This window comes from Streptomyces pinistramenti, assembly GCF_020564935.1.
GTDB classification, from domain to species: domain Bacteria; phylum Actinomycetota; class Actinomycetes; order Streptomycetales; family Streptomycetaceae; genus Streptomyces; species Streptomyces pinistramenti.
Genome location: NZ_JAJCXB010000019.1, coordinates 1 through 17,839, shown reverse-complemented (window position 1 = coordinate 17,839; position 17,839 = coordinate 1). Strand labels below are relative to the sequence as shown.

The following is a 17,839-nucleotide window of genomic DNA, read 5'->3' as shown; positions in this document are numbered from 1 at the left end:
ACCTCACCGCGGCCCGCCCAGGGTCCGTACGGGCGCCGCGGGATCGATCTCGGCGAGTTCCCTGACCAGCTCGCCGAGGCCGTCGACGAGCCCGGCCGCTTCCTGCGCCGTGTAGTTGGCCGGGTTCGCCTCCACGCCGACCCGGGTTCCGGCCCGGTCCGACAGCACGTCGAAGTACAGGCCGAGGTCCGGGATGGGGCCGGTGACCAGCGTGTGCACCACGCCGGTGGCCTCCCCGAAGCGCAGCTCGCGTGCGAAGTTGATGACATTGACCACCGGCCCGACACCGGGCCGCTCCGCGCCGTCCGCCAGCAGCCGGCGGAACTCCTCGTAGCGGTAACGGTGGTGCCGCAGCGCCTGCCCGACACGGGTGTTCATCCACCGGAAGGTCTCGGCCACCGTCCGCTCCGGTTCGACGGCCACCCGGAACGGCAGCAGGTTCGCCATCGGTGCCGCCACCTGGCGCAGCGCACGGGTGGGGCGACCGGTCGCGGAACACGCGAACGTCACCTCGTCGGCGCCGGTGGCCCGCCACAGGTACAGGGCGGCCGCGGTGATCAGAAAGCGCGCGGTGGACACGTCGAGCCGCGCGCTCTGCGCCTCGACGGAGTCCACCACCGGCGGCGGCAGCAAGTGAGTGCTCTGCAAGGTGGCGGGAGCGGGCGGCGCATCGGCACGAAGCCGGCCCGCGGTCGGCCAGTTGACCGCGATCCGCTCCCAGAACTCCCGGTCCGCCTCGTACAGCCGGCCCGCCCGGTAGGCACGGTCGTGCTCGACGGCGGCGCCGACCGGGCCGAACGGGTTGGGCTCCGCGGGGACGCCGGTGACCTTCGCCTGGTAGAGATCCGCGGTGCGGCGGGCGACGGCCGCCGTGCCGTGGCCGTCCGTGACGATGTGGTGGAAGCGCCGGTACCACAGGTGCCGGTCGGCCGACACCTTGATCAGGGCGCCGGCCAGCAGCGATCCGCGCGTCAGATCGACCGGACGGGCCATCTCGGCCCGCATCCAGGCCACCGCCTCCCCGTCGGGATCGGGCCGCCCGCTCATGTCCAGGACCTCGAACGACCACTGTGCCGGGCACAGTTCCTGGTAGGGCGTCCCGTCGGCGGCGACCAGGAAACGTGCGCCCAGCGACCCTGCGTCGTCCACGGCGTCCCGCGCGGCCCTCTCCAGGAGGTCCGCGTCGACGGCGCCGGTGATCTCGTAATAGTCGGCCACGTTGTAGACCGGGCTGGCCGGCTCGAAGATCTGGGATATCCAGATCTCCAACTGACTTGCCGTCAAAGGGACTTGCACGTCTCCTGCTCCAGAGGTCTCGGAAACAGCTGCCCGCTCACCCTCGCATCCGCACGGCCCGCCCAACAGGCCGTACCGGGGGTGGTATCTGCGCCTGTCGTGCACCCGAGGGGGCCACCCCGGAGAGCGCGCCCCGACCACGCGGAGCCGATGGCGCCCGGCCCCTCCGGGAATTCCTCCCGAACCACCCGCGCCGCCCGCAGAAGGACGGGATCCTGTCTCACGACCCTCGCCACGGACCGCGGCACCGAGGGCCTCTCGCGGGACAAGCGAGCCGACCCTGAAAGGCAACGACACAATGACACCCATAACGGACGACAACGACACGACGGCCGACGGGTACTCCCGCCGTAAGCTCCTCAAGATCGGCATTGGGGCCGCCGTAGGCGCGGCGGCCCTCGGCTCGGGTACCGGGGTGGCGACGGCCGGCGGGCCGAACGACCCCACCAGCCCGACGCTCGCCGTCAAGGTGAAGAACCTGAGCGGCCCGGCCGAGACCGGCCCGTTCGCCTCGCCGTGGACCGACCTCGGCATCCCCGTGCGATGTCCGAACGGCACCATGCTGTTCGTCGGCGGCGACACCTTCAACGGCGACCACGTACCGCAGCCCGGCGAGCCCGCCGACGACTGGCGCGCCCCGGTCGGACTGCGCTCCAGCAGCGCGGACCCGAACAACCTGCACATCGACGGCAGTGTCGGCGGCGGCCACGCCAACAGCCTCGTCGACGAGCCGCACAACCCGGTCGGCGACAAGGCGACGACGGCCATCCCGTCCGACGTGTTCGTTGTCGACGGCGTCATGTACATGCACCTCATGCGCGGCGTCATCTACGACACCCACCACACGGACTTCTGGCGCTCCACCGACAACGGCGAGACCTGGGAGTACCTGTGCCAGTGGCCGGGCGACCTGCACGGCGGCCAGTTCCAGCAGAAGACGTACGCCGTGGCCGATGACGGCTACTGCTACGTCCTGTCCTCGGTCTTCAACCGCGAGGTGGAATCGGGGATGCTGCTGCACCGGGTACGGAAGGACAGCCTCGGCAACGCGGACGCCTACGAACCGTGGGGCTACGCCGACGGCGGCTGGCGGTGGGGCGCGCCCCCGACGACCGTCTTCGGCACCCGCAAGTGGGGCGAGATCTGCTTCCGCGCCATGGACGGCAAGTACGTCTTCACCTGGCTGAACATGAACGCGCTGTCGATCCGCGCGATGGTCTTCCCGCTCCCGACGTCCGACCTGACGAGGACGCTGGAGCAGACGATGATCCTGCCCTGCGCCCCGGGACAGGAGGCGGCCAACCTCGTCGCCAGCCCGTACGGCGGATTCGTCGTCCCCGGCTCGACGTTCGGCAACTTCCACATCGTCGTCAGCCAGTGGTACGACTCAAGGAACTACCGGTTCATGCAGTACAAGGTCAACATGCTCTCCTGAGCCGACGCATCCCGCCGGGCGCCGTTCCCGGACGGCGCCCGCCCCTCCCGGCCAAGCACTGCGCGAAAGGCCCGGATCCGTCCAGCGGCAGATCCGGGCCCTTCCATCCGACGGTCGGTCAGACGCGGTCGGCCGCAATCAGGAGGTACTGGAAGGAACCGTCCGTGTAAGAGTTGATGAACGCCTCCTCGATGCCGGTGACCAGGGACGACGTGGCCCGCAGCTGCCAGTAGGGCAGGGTCGCGGCGGTCAGGTCGACGACGGTCTGCGGTACGAGACGGTTGTCGGCCATGGCGCGCAGGTACTCCCGGCGGGAGTGAATGTTGCACTCGAAGTGCGCGTTGATCTGGGAGACCCACTTCGAGGGCTGGCCGTAACGCGGGTTCCAGCAGCCGGTGATGGTCACGTAGCGGCCGCCGACCGCGAGGATGCGGGAGTGCTCGGCGAAGAGGTCGTGCAGGTCGACGTACATGCTCGACTCGTTGTTCCACGAGGCCGCGGCCTGCCCGGTCTCGAAGGGCGTGTCGAGCATGTTGCACACACGGGCGTGGACGTCGTCCGCGATGCCGAGTTCGCGGGCGCGCCGGTTGGCGAAATCGGCCTGCTTGGGCGACAGGGTGACGCCCTCGACCTTGCAACCGAACCGCTGATGGGCCATGACCATCGAACCGCCCCGGCCGCAGCCGGCGTCCACGAGCGTGTCGTCATGCCCGATGGAGCCGAGGTGGTCCAGGAGAACTTCGGCCTGCGCCGACTCCAGGCGGTGAAGCTCGGCGATCAGCTTGTTCTCGTACTGGCTGTCACCGGCGTTCCCGAGGGCGCCGTGGTCGACGTCGCCGATGCCGTAATGGTGGTGGTAAAGCCCGTCGACGTCGCCGAGACGCAGGTTCACGGGCCTGGCCTCCTTGTCCCAGTAACGGGCGATGTCCCCCTGGTAGGGCGACGCGGAGGCGGGGATGAACACGGAGGTGTCGGTGGTGAGCTCGGTGCTGGTCACTGAGAAGTCCACTCCTTACCAGAAATCGGGCAGGCTGTATCGGTAGGTATTGGTCTGGTGCCAGTAGTGGTTGCCGTCGACCCAGACGGCCACCCCCCGCAGGAAACGCAGCACGCTCGGAACGGGGCAGGCGGTGGCCAAGGCAGCGGCCTCGGCTTCGAATTCGTGCATGAGATCGTTGTGGACCTCGACCGCCTTGAGGTAGGCATCCCGGTCGGACGCCCCCTCGCGCTCGGCAATCACCACGGGCAGGTTCAAGTGCCGGCCGGGGCTGTTGAGTTCCTTGGTGTACGAGTACAGGTCGTTGACGATGGTGGTGGCGTTACCGGCGAGCGCGATGACCCGCTGCATGGTGGGCCGGGCGTGCAGGTCGGCCGGCAGCTCGTAGCCGCCGACGGTGTCGGTAATGGTCGGGCAGGGGCGGAAGTTGTTGAACTGACGCATCGCCAGGTACTCCCACACCTCCGGAACGTGATCCGTCTGGGCCCACGCGGCCTCGGCGAGGTACCCCAGGTGCAGACGGGCCATGTCGTGCCGGTACCGGTCGGCCTGCGAGGGGCCGGCCTGCTGGAGGAAGTACTCCATGGCGGAGCGGTAAGCACGCCGAGGGGCGTCCGACCGGAGCGACTCCACCCACGCCGGCTCGTACTCGCTTGTCGTGTGCAACGGGTCAAGAGCCGTGTGCGCCAGCAGAAGGCGGCTGCCGAGACCGACCGGGGAGCCGCCGTGGTCCTCGCAGTAGCAGTCATCGAGCGCGTTCTCGGCGACCATCAGCCGTGTGGCGATCATCAGGTGGTCGACGGTCGGGGCATCCGGATGGCAGGCGACCATGTAGCGGCCGACGGAGAAACCGTCGAACTGGTCCTCCCACTCCGGGGGATACGCCTGGACCTCGTGCACCGCCCAGGTCTTGATCCGGCGACTGACCTCCTCCACCCGCACCGGGTCGGGCTGCGGCACCGGGTGGTGGTAGAGGCCCGGGACCGGCGTGCCCTCCACCGGCGCTTCGGCCGCCGCAGGAGCCGGAGACACCTCGGACCTGCACGGGTGCAGGCTCGCCGTACCCAAACCACTGGGGCCGCGCAGGATCCGCTCCAGAGCAGGATGCGGTTGCCGCACCGCGGCAGAACCCTCCCGCACGCGCCGCGCCACCGGGTCACCACCCGGGCCGCCGTCAGGCGCGGACACGTCCACGGGGAGGGCCCTTGCGGCGGGGATGGGGACGGCGGGCGGGCCGGGCAGGGCAGGCCGGGTGCCGACTTCGAGGCGGGCGGCAGCGGCAGGCAGGCTCGACTGCAGAGGGGAAGGCCCAGGATCGGGCATCCATAGCTCCTTCGTGAGATGGGGTGGGCTGCCCCGGATCCCGGGGGTGCTCGCCCGGCCCGGGAAGGTCCGGGCCGTCGTGGCCGTCGAACGGTTCCGCTAGCCGTGCCTGCGGCCGATCTGCACGTTCTCCAGCACGCCGAGCGCATCGGGCACCAGGATGGCGGCGGAGTAGTAGGTGCTGACCAGGTACGAGATGATCGCCTGCTCGCTGATGCCCATGAAGCGCACCGACAGGCCCGGCTCGTACTCCTCCGGCAGGCCGGTCTGGCGCAGCCCGATGACGCCCTGGTTGTCCTCGCCGGTTCGCATGGCGAGGATCGAGCTGGTGTTTGCCTTGCTGATGGGGATCTTGCCGCAGGGCAGGATCGGAACCCCGCGCCAGGCCGGGACCTGTTGCCCGCCGAGGTCGACGTGGTCCGGGTAGAGCCCGCGGGCGTTGAACTCGCGCCCGACCGCGGCGATCGTCCTGGGGTGCGCGAGGAAGAGCTTCGTGCCGCGGCGGCGGGAGAGCAGATCGTCGAGGTCGTCCGGGGTCGGCAGGCCGGAGTGGCTCTGAATCCGCTGCTTGAAGGCGGCGTTGTGGAGCAGACCGAACTCACGGTTGTTGATCAGCTCGTGCTCCTGGCGCTCGCGCAGCGCCTCGATGGTCAGCCTGAGCTGCTCCTCGGTCTGGTTCATCGGCCCGTTGTAGAGGTCCGCGACCCTCGTGTGGATCCGCAGCACCGTCTGCGCGACGGAGAGTTCGTACTCGCGCGGGCGGAGTTCGTAGTCGACGAACGTGCCCGGCAGCTCGGGCTCGCCGGTGTGTCCGGCCGACATCGCGATCTCGGCCTCGCCGTGACGGTTCTGCCGCTGGTGGGGAAGTGAGCTGAACCGCTCGACGTGGGCCTGGAGGCTCGGCGCCGTGGACAGCACGGCGGCGAAGTCGGCGCGGGACAGGGTGAGCAGGGTGCCGGTGGTCGCGGTGGTGGCGGTGTAGTCCCACTTGGCATCGCCGTCCAGAAGGGCGTTCTCACCGAAGTGGTCACCGTCGGCGAGCACGTCACCGGAGACCTCGCCACCGTACTTGCCGACGGAGATCTGGTTGACCCGGCCGTGGGCGATCAGATGAATCTGCTCGGCGGGGGTGCCGCGCTCGACCAGCACCTCACCGGCGCGGAAGTCGCGCTGAACACACCGGTCCGCAATCGCGGTCAGCACCTCGACGTCCTCGAAGCCGCGCAGCAGGGCCAGTTCGCCCAGCTCGCGGGGGATCACCCGGACGTCGGCGCCGTCCTGGACGAACTCGATGTACCCGTCGCCGACGGTGTAGCTCAGCCTGCGGTTCACCCGGTACGTGCCGCCCTTGGTCTCCACCCAGGGGAGCATCCGCAGCAGCCAGCGGGAGGTGATCTCCTGCATCTGCGGAGCGGACTTGGTCGTGGTCGCAAGGTTGCGGGCAGCCGCAGTGCTCAGACTGGTCTGCGGCGGCTCCAGCTGCGCTTCCGGGCTGGTCTCAACGGTCATCTGGCGAACTCTCCTTCGGGAAGGGGGAATCGGGGTACGCGGGCCAAACCGAATGAAAGAGGAAAGAGGGCGGAGCTCAGGAATCCCGTCCAGCTCCGGGGACCAGTAAAGGGCCGATACGCCCGGCTCACGCAAACGAGGCCGTGACTGTTACCTCGATACAGTGATCTTGTTCCACATGAGGTTTATCCGGATAACCGAAAACATCCGGACTACTTGATCGAAAACACGGGCAGGCGTGCGTCGTGGCCCCCTACTCTGCGCTCTTTCCTTCGCCGAGACCTGATTTGACGAGCGTCAGACAAAAGCGGGCGTAGGTGTTCAGGCAAGGGGTGCACTCCTGCCGCCGCCAGGGGAGACCGTCATGCACAGCAACATCGGCATCGGCATCGACGCTGACGTCGACGTCAGCGTCGAGCAGCAGGCGGCCGACCACCGGCATCCGCGACGGCCGGGACGCCGCCTTCGGCCCCCGGAGAGCGACACATCCAGCCAAGTTCACCGACGAGTTCGACCTCGATGGACGGAAGCCCTGCGCTCGGCTGGATCATGCCCCGACCTGCCGGGCGTCGCGACACCTTCCGCAAGGCAATGCGCGTGCACAGGAACTACCTCGTTGCTGACGTCCGCCGCCGACACGCACACCCACGTCCGCGACCGACGGGAAAGGCGGTCGGTCAGTCGGAGCACCGGCATCGCGGGAATCTTCTCGCGGCTCACCGCGCCGGACTTGGGTCATATGCGGGTTGCCGGCCCTGAGCCGGCGCGCGCGACGGCGCATCCCTCACAGGTAGCTGACCTGGACCAGGAACCGACATGCGCGCCCGCTCGGCGAGGAATCCGGCGTCCGCGATGGCACGTTCGGCACCCCGGCCGAAGGCGCGGTCACCGGTGCGGGGAGGAACGACCCGCTGTGCGATTCCGCGGACCAGAGCGGTCGGGTGAGGGAGCGTACTGGCTTTGGCCAGAGCATGGTCTGTTGGGCCACCATCATGAACTAACCGATGCCAAGCGGGAGTTCCCCCGTCCGTTGTCAACCGGATCGGTCCGGACCGTCCCCGGACCAGGCTGCTCCATGACATCCTCGGCAAGGGCTGCGGCGCGAACGCGGTCCGTACCTGGCTCCGTCGTCGGGCGTCGGTCACACGATCCCCGAACGACCCTGCCAAGTCCGGCGCGGCAGCAGGCGGCGGCGGATTCCGATCTTCGAGAGGCAGATCTGCAAGAGCCTGGCCTCAAACCAGCTGTACTGGCACGCCAGTTGCAGAGTCCGTCGGCCGGCATGAGGCCGATTCTCGGACCTGCGTCCTAGTTCCGCTGGCGGATGTCGTGTGGCGCTTCAAGCCATAGCCTCGCTCCATGGCATCAGTTGATGATCGTCCCAGCGGACCCCGCAGCCCAGAGCAGCGCAAGCGCGAGGCGCTGGAACGGCTCACGCGGGACAACGATGTATGGGTCGCTACGGCCGACGCCACCGGTGAGCCGTGCCTCGTTCCGCTTGCCTTCTGGTGGGATGGCGAGGCTGTGTGGCTGTCCACCCGCGTCTCCAACCCGACTGGGCGCAACCTGTCTGCCACGGGACAGATCCGCCTTTGCTTCGGCCATACCCGGGACGTGGTCCTGGTCCACGGCACCGCGCGCATGCTGACCTGCCAGGAGCTTCCGGCCGAGGTGGGCGATGCCTTCGCCGCCAAGGACGGCTGGGATCCTCGGGGGGATCACCCCTCTTACGTCTTCTTCCAGGTCATCCCCGAGGTACTGCAGGCATGGGGAACGGTTCCCGAGATGACCGGGCGGACCCTTATGCGTGATGGGAAGTGGCTGGTTTAAAGCCTGTCTCGAACTGCAAAGGGCCACTCGTCGATGGCCGCGACGAGGACCGTCTTCTGACAGCGGATCGTGAACTTGCCGTGCCTCGTCGCTACGGCGCGGTGCCGCTTGAGGCGGCTGATGCCGCCTTCAACTGCGTCCCGAGCCATCTCGCGATCAGGATCCGCTTTCGAGAGCCCCTAGGCCGCCGGGTGCCGGCCCCAGGCGGAGATCATCGGCGAGGTGGCCAGGTCGAGGACGCCCGCAGCAATGTTGGCCAGGTGGCGGTCGATCTCCTCGTCCGTGGCCAGCCCCGCGGTGACGAGCTTGTCGCGGACCTGGTGGACGGTGGCCTCCTCCAGTACGGCGCAGGCGGGCGAGGTGATCGGGAAGTAGGCGTCGGCCTGGACGTCGGACAGTCCGGCCTCGCGCAGCAGCCGTGGCAGCTTGCGCCCGTACGCCAGGTCAGCGCCGCGCTGCTGTAGTAGCTCGCGGAAGCCGCGGCGCAGCCTGTTGGCCAGCTCTTGCTGGGATCCGTACTCGTCGGGGCAGATCAGCGGCTGCAACGCCGGGTCGGCGTCCTCCAGGACCAGCCACCCGCCAGGGCGAAGCGCCTCGACCATCGACCGCAGGGCCTTGTTGCGGTCGGCGACGTGTACCAGGACGAGCCGGGCGTGGATCAGGTCGAACGGGCCCCCGGTCGGGGGCGCCTCGGCCGCCACGTCGTGGCGCAGTGCCTCGAAGCCCACTGTCTCCCGCATCCAGGAGGTGTCGATGTCGGTGGCCACCACGTGCCCGGTCGGACCGACGCGCTCGGCCAGCCAGGCCGGCACGGTGGGCCCGCCGGCGCCGACCTCCCAGCACCGCCATCCCTCGCCGACCCCAACCGTCTCGAAATGCCGGAACGTCGACGGGTCGAAGAGCGCCGACAGCGCGGTGAACCGCTTCCCCGCTTCGGCCTGGCGATTGTCCAGGAGGTACGCCTTGTTGCGAGTGCTCCGTGTGTCCCGTGACATGGCTCGATCATTGCATCCGGGGCATGGCACGGATGTGCAGGGTCTGGGCGTGTGGATGATTCACACGCGGGGGTGATCTTTGGTGGCGGTGGCTCGGGGCGCGGACTTGATGAGGTGTCCTGCGCGCCGGCCCCGGCTCCATCGCGCCGCAGTCGGGGGGCGGCTGGTCGCACGATGCTTTCCATCGGTGGGGCGAGTTCCCGGGGCCGGGCCTCCGCGCCCCGCAACAGGCGCGGCCGCCGCTCATCCACACGTGCGGCCACAACACCCCGAACTTTGCGGCGAGTTGCTGCTTACTCACCTGCGGTCTGCCCGTACCGCACCAACGCCCCCCAACGGAAGCAACACGTTCATCATGTGCACGCCCTGAGCGGGTTCCCGCCCGGAGAGTGAATCCGCCGCCCACCGGGAGGACGGATCCGGTGATGAACGCGGACACGTCGGACGCGATGAACAGTGCGACGTTGGCGACGCCGTTGATGAGGACGCCCTGGGGTGCGTACTCAAGGGCGAGGCTGTGGGGCATGGCGTGCACCGAGGCATGGGAGGCGCTGTGGGGGATGGCGTCTGCGCCGACGGTCAAGCGCGCTCGGTCGGACCGGATGCCAGGTCTCTCGGCGCGTTGTAGGTGTCGGACCGCCCCTGATCCGTCGACGGCCCAGGAAAAGAAGGTGGCCAGGGGGCAGGGGCCGGCCCGCGCGGCGCGGCCTGCCTCCGTGCGGCGATGACTGCTGGGTGTGCGACCTCGCCGTCGGCCCCCGGCCGGGGCGCTGGGAGGTCCAGGTACCGCCCCACCCCGATCCGCCGGCCACTGCCTTCCTCGACATGCCATCCGACCGCGCCGACGTCCTGCCCCCACGTCCGCGGCCAACTCGGTCTGGGGACTCCTGATCTCGGTGACGCCACACCGCGGATGGCCGTCGGGGCAGGGCACGCGGCGTGGAGCCCGGCTTGTCCCGGTCCACGGACGACGGCCCGGCCCGTCGAGCACTCAAGAGCCCGCCGACGATCCTTAGAGGACAGCCGGGGCGCAGGGCTCGCGCCGCATGGCCCACAGCACCGGTCCGCCGCCCGGCAGTTGGAACTCCTCGCACACGGTGAAGCCGAAGCGCTCGTAGAAGGGGAGGTTGGACGGTTTGGAGGACTCCAGACAGACCGGCAGGCCCGCCGCGTCGGCCTTGGCCAGCCCCGAGCGCAGCAGGGCGGCCCCGTGTCCCTGGCCCCGGGCTGCCGGGTCGGCGCCGATCACTGCCAGATACCAGTGAGATTCCTGCGCTGAGTGCTCGGCCGCTGCCTCGGCGGCATCGCGGAACAGCAGAGCCCGATCGCCGAGGATCTCCTGGAGCTCCTGGATGGTGTTCGCGTCAGGAACGGCCTTTGCCTGCCCCTCGGGCGGTACCCAGAAGGCGGCCGCCGCGTCGGTGCGCTCGCACACGCCGTGACGGGCGTACTGCCGGGTGAAGAGCGTCGTGAAGTAACGGCCCAGCCCTGCCTCGCGAGAGGAAGCGTCGGGGAAGAACCAGCGCATCATCGGGTCGTCGTCGAAGGCGGAGGCCAGCGTGCGGCTGACCAGTTGGGCGTCGTCGATCGTCGCCACCTTCGGAATGTTCGTTATCGGCACGTGGGTCATTCTGCACCCCAGGTGATCTTCGATGGTCGGCGGACGGTCCGCTGCACTGCGCTCCGACAGCGACTGCTCTCCGAAGGAGGGGAGCGTGATGTCCGGAGCCCGCCCGGGGACCTCGGCACCGGGCGGGCGGAAGGGCAAAGGTGGGGTCGAAGAAGCCCTCGGTGCCGTCGCGTTCGGGCACCGGCCTTCGGCTCGGCCCCGGTCGTCGTCGATGTGGATGGCACCTACCGGCACCGGTTCGCCGGCGAAGTTGCGCGGGGAGACCTGCGGCGTCAGGAGTGTGAGCCGGCCCAGCTCGGTGTCCATACCTCAGCCGGCAGGATCGGCCGTGCCTGGATCAGGTGCCTGCGCAGCGCTGCGAGAACCGGGTGCGGGTTGTCCGTCCGGTACAGGAAGGAGTGCGGGTAGACCGGCGCAGGACCCTCGATCGGGATCCGCCGCAGGCCGTGGGCTGCCGGCCATACGTATCTGTCTCCGGTTCCCACGAGCGTGGCCAGCGCGGCGGAGTCGGCGATTGCGTCCATCAGTGCTTCGGTCCCGAAGTCGGGGCCGATCGCGTCGATGCGCAGATCGAAGGCTTCGGTGAGCTCGTCGTAGTAGGCGGCCCACTCGGTGCCCTGTTTGATGCCCGGGATCCAGATACGGTGCCCGACCAGGTCCGCCGGGGTCAGCGTCTTGGCCGAGGTCAGCGGGTGGCCCCGTCCCGCGAGCAGTTGCAGCGGGTCGTCCAGGACGCGGTCGGCGCTGATTCCTTCAGGCAGGTCACCCGCGGGCACGGCACGGAAAGTCGCACCCACCTCGCCTGCCAGTACGGCCTCGATGGCCCTGCTCACGTTCGTGTCCGAGAGCGTGATCACGTCCAGGCCCGCGCCCGGGTGGGACCGGTAGAAGTCCTGCAAGGCCAGGGCCGGGGCGATGCGCCGGTTGAGCACGTCCACCCGCAGCGCCCGCTCACCGGGGCGTACCGAGGCGGCAGCACGTTCCACCGCCCGAAGGATTTCGCGGGCGTGCGGGAGGAATGCCTGCCCTTCCAGGGTGGGACGGGTACCGCGGGCGGTACGGGCGAACAACGTCACGCCGAGAGTGCGGTCCAGGTTCGCCACGCGCTTGGAGACGGCCTGCTGAGAAATGTGCAGGTCCACGGCGGCTTCCTGGCACTGCCCGGTATCCACGACGGCGACGAAGGTGCGCACGGCTTCGATGTCCACGCCCAGACCCTACGGGCGCACAACCTGTGGTTGTGGCTCACCGATGCTCCCGTTGTTGGATTCCCGGCCGGGCCACCTGGTCGAATCCTCGCCGTCCACGATGGTTGTGACGGAAGGTCTTTCATGGTGCGGCCGGGTATCGCAGGCTCGCGGTGTCGCCGCATGGGAAGCCGGGGCGAAGGGCACCGGCCTTGTCGGCGCTGTGCCCGGCGGGACGGAAGGCCCCTTCTTCGTCTTGGTTTTGCTCTCACCGGGGCGCTCCCAGTAGGGGACGTACGGCAAGGGCGGCGCACACTCGGTGGCGGGTTCAAGGGCGGCTGTGGGTGATCGCGCCCGGCGAGATCCGTGCCGGCGATCCGGTCGAGATCGTGCACCGGCCGGATCACTGGGTAACGGTAGTCATGGCCTGCCGGGCGATCACCTTCGAATGGGAGCTGCTGCCCGAAGTCCTTGCCGGGTGAGACTCCGTATTCCTGGGTGAAGTGAGTGGCGTGTGGAGTATCTGCTGCTCTCAAGGAGAGTGAGCAGAGGGGGACTTGGGCAGAACGAACGGGACTCCGGGTTCTGATTTGAGGGGGCGGCATGTGGTCAGGCAGGCATCACAATTACTTGGAGCAAACCGCAAAAGCAATAGCAGAGGAGATGGAGAAGAACCGCTCCAGGCAGCGTGCTAAGGCCGTCAAGCATGCGAGAGAGCAAGTGGCACAGGGCCGCAGTATCGCCCATAAAACCGAAGCCGCCGAACTGGAACGTCTCGCGGTCCTTGGGCAGATTCCGCCGGCTGAATACAAAGCCCGCATGGCTGCCCTGGTAGAAGGCACCGGTGAGGAAAACGGACGGTAGAACCCGGACACACCGTGGTCCCCGCACCGGGAGTTCCGGGGCCGTTCCGGCGTTGACCGATAAGGCACCTCGTACGTGCCTGCGGACTGCCCCCGAGGGAAGCGGGCGCAAGCTGTGCCCCCGCTCCTGTGCGCGGGCATTCCCGCGTACTCCCTCCTGGGTCGCTGCGGCGCCGGGCCCGACAGGTGTGTAGCCGTCGTCGGGCTCGGCAGTCTTGGCCGCGTAGCCGTCATGATCGCCCAGGCTGCGAGAGAGGCCATCGTCCTCTCTCGCAGCCTGAACAGAAAGGATGCCGGTCCCGCTCTGGATGGTGACCGCAACCACGCCACCAGAGACCCAGCCAGTCGCTGCTGGCTGTCGGCGGCACACTCGTCAACGTCGGCGCCCTCGCCTCCGACGTCCGGTACTGCTTCGTCATCGACATCTCGACCGTGGCCTGACCGCCCTGTCGCTTTCGGGGCGGCCCCCACCGTGCGATTTCTCGGTGACTGGCCGACATCTGTGCGGGCGCAGAACGCGGCGGTTGGTCGGTCGGGAATCCGGAAAATGGAGCGAGGAACCCTGTGCAGCACATCGAGCCGAGCCACGGTGGAGCCACAGGAATTGCCCGTGGTGCGTGAGCTGGGCATCGGCTTCGTGCCATACGCGTTGCTGAGCCAAGACTTACTCGGTATTGCCCCCCACCCCGGGAACCGAGTGGGGCTCGCGGTTGGAGGAGAACCCCGCCGCCGACGGCCTTGCGCTGTCCGCCGAGCAGATCGGCAAGCTCGACCGCCTCACCCTGGCGGCCCGGCCTCATAGCCCAGTGATCGGCCAACCAATATCAGATGAGGAGCAGCCGCCATGGCAGAAGAACAGTCCGCAGCGCAGAAGGCGATCGGCGGCGTCACTCCCAAGCTCGCCGACCTCACCGACCTGGTCCTCTTCGGCGACGTATGGGAGTGCCCCGGGCTCTCGCCGTGGGCTGCGGCCTGGTGACGGTCACGGCGCTGATCGCCCTGTACCGCAGCGATCAGCTCGGATTCCGCCTCAAGCCGGGGATGGACAACGGGCTGACCAAAGAGGAGCTGAGCGAGGCCGCCACCCACCTGGCCTTCTGCCTGCAGACCTGGCTGTAGTCAACTGGACGAGATCGTCGGCCGGCTGACGGCAGGCAGCCGAGTTCCCCGTCTACCGGCGCCATGGAGCGGCATTTCGCCGGTCGCCGAAGGAGCGCTTTCCGAAGGTGCCAAGAACCGCACCTCGTTGGTGTTCTCGGCGCGTCCGTCCCGGCGACCGTGACGCCGGTGGCAGTCAGCCGGGCTCCTGTCCGCCCGTACGGAGACCGATCTGCTGGCCTTCCGGGCCGGCAGTCACACGGAGATCCCGCCACGCCTCGGGATCTGCCTCGGGGGGCCAGCCGAGGCCGTCGTAGGGCAGTGGCTTGCGCTGGCCGCGGACCCGCATGAACTCGACCCGTTCCAGGAATTTCCCGTGTGCCGCGCCCCGGCCGTTGCTCTCCAGTCGTAGCAGCAGGTCCCAGCCGAACGGGGAGTCCAGTGGCACCACCAGGAGGCCGCTGGGGCGCAGTTGGTCCAGCCATGCCTGGGGAATCCGGCGGACCGATGCGGTGGCTACGATGCGGTCGTACGGTCCGCCGGCCAGGTGGCCCGGTTCGCCGTCGCCGGTGATGACGTGCGGGTGCAGGTCCAGCGTGGCGAGCCGTTCGGTGGCCCGGTCGGCGAGGCGGCCATCGATCTCCATGGTCACCACGTTCGCCGCACCGACGCGGGCGGCCAGCAGGGCTGTGGTGTAGCCGGTGCCGGTCCCGATCTCCAGTACCCGGTCGCCCGGCCGGGGCGCCAGGTGTCGCAGGAGTTCGATGATGACGCCGGGGGCGGAGATGCTGGAGGTGAATGCTCCCTTCGCCCTGCCGGTGGGCGGCACCGCGCCATCGTCGATCTGCGTGATCAGCGGATCTCCCGGGGCGTAGACCCGCGTCAGCCAGTCCTGCGGCTGCACCGTCCGGTCGAGCAGAGTGTGCAGGCCGTCCTCGCCCGGGGCCGGCCACCACACCCGGTCCGGGACGAAGTGCTCGCGCGGCACGCTCAAGAACGCCTCGCGCAGCCAGTCGCAGTCGCCGAACCCGCGTGGGTGCCGGCTCATCTCGTCGGCACATGCCTGACGCAGGCTGTGCGCTGTTGTCGCCATGGTGCCGCTAGTCCTCGTCACCGTCGTCCGGCTGGGGTGCCGGGTTCCCTGGATCACCGGGACTGGAGTAGGGCCCGCCGACCTGGCCGTCGCCCGACTGCCGATCGTCCCCCCATCGGACAACTCCCGCTTCACGTCGCTGCATTGAGCCTCCGTCCGACGTTCTGTACCACCGTGCCCCACCACCGTAGACACGCATGCCGCCACGGGGGGAGGGAACCACGGCATCCGCCCGCCCGCCCGCGGCTGACGGTGCGGGCGGGCCGTGGCGGCGCTGATGCGTCCTGATGTCGCTTGGCGTGATCGGTTCGAGGTGATGTGGTTGCGGTGTGTTGTGCGTTGGGCGGTTGCGGGTGGTTGTGGACGTGGGTGCTTGTGTCTTCCCGTCGGGGTGTGTTCAGGCGCCGTAGTCGTTCTGTTCGGCGAAGCGGCCGGCGAGGGCGGTGAGCAGTTCGGGTGCGTCGTTGCGTGGCAGTACCGCTTCGATGAGCACCAGCCGGTCCGGGGTGGCGGTGGCGAGGGAGAGGGCGTCCGTCAGTTCCGCGGGTGTGGTGACGCGCCGGGTGACGCAGCGGTCGTCTCCGCCGAAGGCCGCCGGGAGGGCGGTGTAGTTCCAGGGGGCGATGTCGTTGTATGAGGCGGTGGCGCCGTGGATGGCGCGCTCGACTGTGTAGCCGTCGTTGTTGATGATGATGATCACTGGGGACAGGCTGTGCCGGGTCAGGGTTCCCAGTTCCTGTGCGGTCAGTTGCAGTGAGCCGTCGCCTATGACGAGGACGGACCGTCGATTGGGTGCGGCGAGTTGGGTGCCGAGTGTGGCCGGGAGGGTGTAGCCGATCGAGCCCCACATCGGTTGTCCGATGAACCGGGTGTCTTCGGGGAGGGGGAGTTCCTGCGCGCCGAAGAATGCGGTGCCTTGTTCCGCGACGAGTACGCTCGATTTGGGAAGGAAGTCGCTTACGGCTGCCCAGAGTTGGTCCTGGGTGAGTGTTTGGGTTGCCGTGCCGCGAGTCGGCTGCGCTGTTTCGTCTTGGGGTGAGGAATTGACCGGCTGTCCGTATCCGGGGGGTTCGGGCAGGTGCATCTCGCGGATCAGGCCGGTCAGCGCACGCAGGGCGTCGGCCATGATGATGCCCGGGAACTCCGCTCGGCCCACCGTGGCCCGGTGGGGGCGCAGGTCGATGGTGCGGCCGGCGGGGAAATGGTGGGAGAAGCCGCCGGTCACGGTGTCGGTGACGGGTGCGCCTGCCAGGATCAGGCAGTCGGTGTCCTCGACGGCGATACGGGCGGGCTTTGTGCTGAATTCGCCGGTGTAGACGCCGGCGAAGGCCGCTGTGTGCTCGTCCACCAGGCCCTTGCCGGTGGAGTACACGGCCGCGCGCACCGGGGCCGCGTCGAGCAGGTCGGCCAGTGGGCCGCGCAGTCCGTGCCGGTCCGCCTCGTGCCCCGCGAGGACGCTCACGGTCCGGGCGTCCGCCAGCAGGTGTGCGGCGGCGCTGCGGAAGGCGCGCAGCAGGTCCGGGTCGGTCGGGGTGTCGGCGGCGGGCAGTGGCGCGGCGGGTGCGGGGACGCGGGCCAGGACGACGTCGGTGGGGAGGTTGAGGTGGACCGGCTTGCGGTGTCGGCGCAGGGCGCGCAGGACGCGGTCGATCTCGGCCGGCGCGTTCTCCGTGGTGAGGGTGGCGCGGGCCACGGTCACCTCCGCGAACATCCGGCCGAAGTGGTCGTACTCGCCGTCCATGAGGGTGTGGTGCACGGGTGTGCGGGCCGCCGCCACCGCTGTCGCGGGCATCCCGGTGACGGCGACGACGGGTACGGACTCGGCGTAGGAGCCGGCGACGGCGTTGACGGCGGACAGTTCGCCGACGCCGAAGGTGGTCACCACCGCGGCGGCGCCGCGGAGCCGGCTGTAGCCGTCGGCGGCGTATCCGGCGTCGAGTTCGTTGCAGGTGCCCACCCAGTCCAGGCCGGGAAAGTCGAGGACCTGGTCGAGGAAGCCGAGGTTGTAGTCGCCCGGCACGCCGAAGACGTGCTCGATGTCCAGTTCGCGCAGGCGGCGGAGGAGGTATTCGCCGACGGTGATGTCCGGCATCACGGTCACCGGCCTTTCTGGCGTTCAGCGTTGCGCCGGAGCACCGGTTGGGTGGCCGACGACGCGAGAGAAATAGGTCAAGGTTGTTGACCTAGGTGGCGAGCGTACGGAGCGCCGGGCTAATATGTCAACATGCTTGACCCTTCTCGCCCGGATGCCTTCGATCATGACTTCACGCTCTTCTACTTCGCCTACCGGGCCTTCACCGGCGCCGCCGACGAAGCGCTCGCCGAACACGGCATGGGCCGGGCCCACCACCGCATCCTCACGTTCCTCGCCTACTCACCAGGCATGAGCGTCGGGGAGCTCTGCGACACCCTGGACCTCACCAAGCAGGCCATCAACGGGCCACTGCGCCGGTTGATCGGCGACGAACTGGTACGAGTCGCCGCCGGCACCCGGGACCGCCGGCGCAAGGAGCTGCATCTGACCAGCCACGGCGCCGCACTGGAACGCGTCCTGCACGCCCGGCAGCGTGCACTCTTCCAGGC

The 17,839-nt window shown here is 69.0% G+C and carries 14 protein-coding genes and 2 pseudogenes; 6 read left to right on the top strand and 10 right to left on the bottom strand.

All coding sequences use genetic code 11. The features are described 5' to 3' along the window. Positions 1 to 3: 3 nt before the first annotated feature. The gene (locus LIU39_RS15675; protein ID WP_264482834.1) at positions 4 to 1,284 is read right to left on the bottom strand and encodes a condensation domain-containing protein; all 1,281 of its coding nucleotides are present in this window, start codon (positions 1,282 to 1,284) and stop codon (positions 4 to 6) included. Positions 1,285 to 1,594: 310 nt separating this feature from the next. Here LIU39_RS15675 and LIU39_RS15670 point away from each other — a divergent pair, with 310 nt between their 5' ends. Beyond that, on the top strand, positions 1,595 to 2,731 hold the full coding sequence (locus tag LIU39_RS15670; protein ID WP_227047327.1) for a DUF4185 domain-containing protein: 1,137 nt from the start codon (positions 1,595 to 1,597) through the stop codon (positions 2,729 to 2,731). Between the two features lie 118 nt (positions 2,732 to 2,849). Here the strand turns inward: LIU39_RS15670 and LIU39_RS15665 are convergent, their stop codons facing one another. The 4 genes from LIU39_RS15665 to LIU39_RS15650 form a co-directional block, all read right to left on the bottom strand. Further along, complete coding sequence (locus tag LIU39_RS15665; protein ID WP_227047326.1) at positions 2,850 to 3,728, bottom strand: geranyl diphosphate 2-C-methyltransferase; 879 nt, start codon at positions 3,726 to 3,728, stop codon at positions 2,850 to 2,852. 15 nt (positions 3,729 to 3,743) lie between these two features. After that, entirely contained in the window at positions 3,744 to 5,051 is a 1,308-nt protein-coding gene (locus LIU39_RS15660) for a family 2 encapsulin nanocompartment cargo protein terpene cyclase (RefSeq protein WP_227047325.1), read from the bottom strand. A 99-nt stretch (positions 5,052 to 5,150) separates the two neighbouring features. Next, entirely contained in the window at positions 5,151 to 6,560 is a 1,410-nt protein-coding gene (locus LIU39_RS15655; RefSeq protein WP_227047324.1) for a family 2B encapsulin nanocompartment shell protein, read from the bottom strand. A 253-nt stretch (positions 6,561 to 6,813) separates the two neighbouring features. Continuing rightward, positions 6,814 to 6,996, bottom strand: a complete 183-nt coding sequence (locus tag LIU39_RS15650) for a hypothetical protein (protein WP_227047323.1) — start codon at positions 6,994 to 6,996, stop codon at positions 6,814 to 6,816. 923 nt (positions 6,997 to 7,919) lie between these two features. On the opposite strand from LIU39_RS15650, the gene LIU39_RS15645 reads away from it, so the two are divergent. Next, positions 7,920 to 8,390: a pyridoxamine 5'-phosphate oxidase family protein gene (locus tag LIU39_RS15645; protein ID WP_227047322.1), complete on the top strand. Its 471-nt coding sequence runs from the start codon at positions 7,920 to 7,922 to the stop codon at positions 8,388 to 8,390. Between the two features lie 179 nt (positions 8,391 to 8,569). Here LIU39_RS15645 and LIU39_RS15640 read toward each other — a convergent pair whose 3' ends face one another. From LIU39_RS15640 to LIU39_RS15630, 3 genes are all read right to left on the bottom strand, one after another. Continuing rightward, positions 8,570 to 9,385 carry a methyltransferase domain-containing protein gene (locus LIU39_RS15640; RefSeq protein WP_227047321.1) on the bottom strand — a complete coding sequence of 272 codons (816 nt, stop codon included), beginning with the start codon at positions 9,383 to 9,385 and terminating at the stop codon, positions 8,570 to 8,572. A 1,012-nt stretch (positions 9,386 to 10,397) separates the two neighbouring features. Further along, positions 10,398 to 11,015, bottom strand: a complete 618-nt coding sequence (locus LIU39_RS15635; RefSeq protein ID WP_227047320.1) for a GNAT family N-acetyltransferase — start codon at positions 11,013 to 11,015, stop codon at positions 10,398 to 10,400. Positions 11,016 to 11,287: 272 nt separating this feature from the next. After that, positions 11,288 to 12,223 carry a LysR family transcriptional regulator gene (locus LIU39_RS15630; protein ID WP_227047319.1) on the bottom strand — a complete coding sequence of 312 codons (936 nt, stop codon included), beginning with the start codon at positions 12,221 to 12,223 and terminating at the stop codon, positions 11,288 to 11,290. A 317-nt stretch (positions 12,224 to 12,540) separates the two neighbouring features. Between LIU39_RS15630 and LIU39_RS15625 the strand changes: the two are divergent. From LIU39_RS15625 to LIU39_RS35575, 3 genes and pseudogenes are all read left to right on the top strand, one after another. Next, positions 12,541 to 12,678: pseudogene (locus LIU39_RS15625) on the top strand (MOSC domain-containing protein); the annotation flags it as partial. 154 nt (positions 12,679 to 12,832) lie between these two features. After that, the gene (locus LIU39_RS15620; RefSeq protein ID WP_227047318.1) at positions 12,833 to 13,066 is read left to right on the top strand and encodes a hypothetical protein; all 234 of its coding nucleotides are present in this window, start codon (positions 12,833 to 12,835) and stop codon (positions 13,064 to 13,066) included. 843 nt (positions 13,067 to 13,909) lie between these two features. Beyond that, a pseudogene (locus LIU39_RS35575) lies at positions 13,910 to 14,163 on the top strand (carboxymuconolactone decarboxylase family protein); the annotation flags it as partial. A gap of 196 nt (positions 14,164 to 14,359) precedes the next feature. Here LIU39_RS35575 and LIU39_RS15610 read toward each other — a convergent pair. Both LIU39_RS15610 and LIU39_RS15605 read right to left on the bottom strand, forming a co-directional pair. Further along, positions 14,360 to 15,256: a methyltransferase domain-containing protein gene (locus LIU39_RS15610; RefSeq protein ID WP_227047316.1), complete on the bottom strand. Its 897-nt coding sequence runs from the start codon at positions 15,254 to 15,256 to the stop codon at positions 14,360 to 14,362. A 397-nt stretch (positions 15,257 to 15,653) separates the two neighbouring features. Next, complete coding sequence (locus LIU39_RS15605; RefSeq protein WP_227047403.1) at positions 15,654 to 17,348, bottom strand: alpha-keto acid decarboxylase family protein; 1,695 nt, start codon at positions 17,346 to 17,348, stop codon at positions 15,654 to 15,656. A gap of 132 nt (positions 17,349 to 17,480) precedes the next feature. Between LIU39_RS15605 and LIU39_RS15600 the strand changes: the two genes are divergently transcribed. Continuing rightward, on the top strand, positions 17,481 to 17,839 hold a 359-nt coding region (locus LIU39_RS15600; protein ID WP_227047315.1), incomplete at its 3' end, for a MarR family winged helix-turn-helix transcriptional regulator.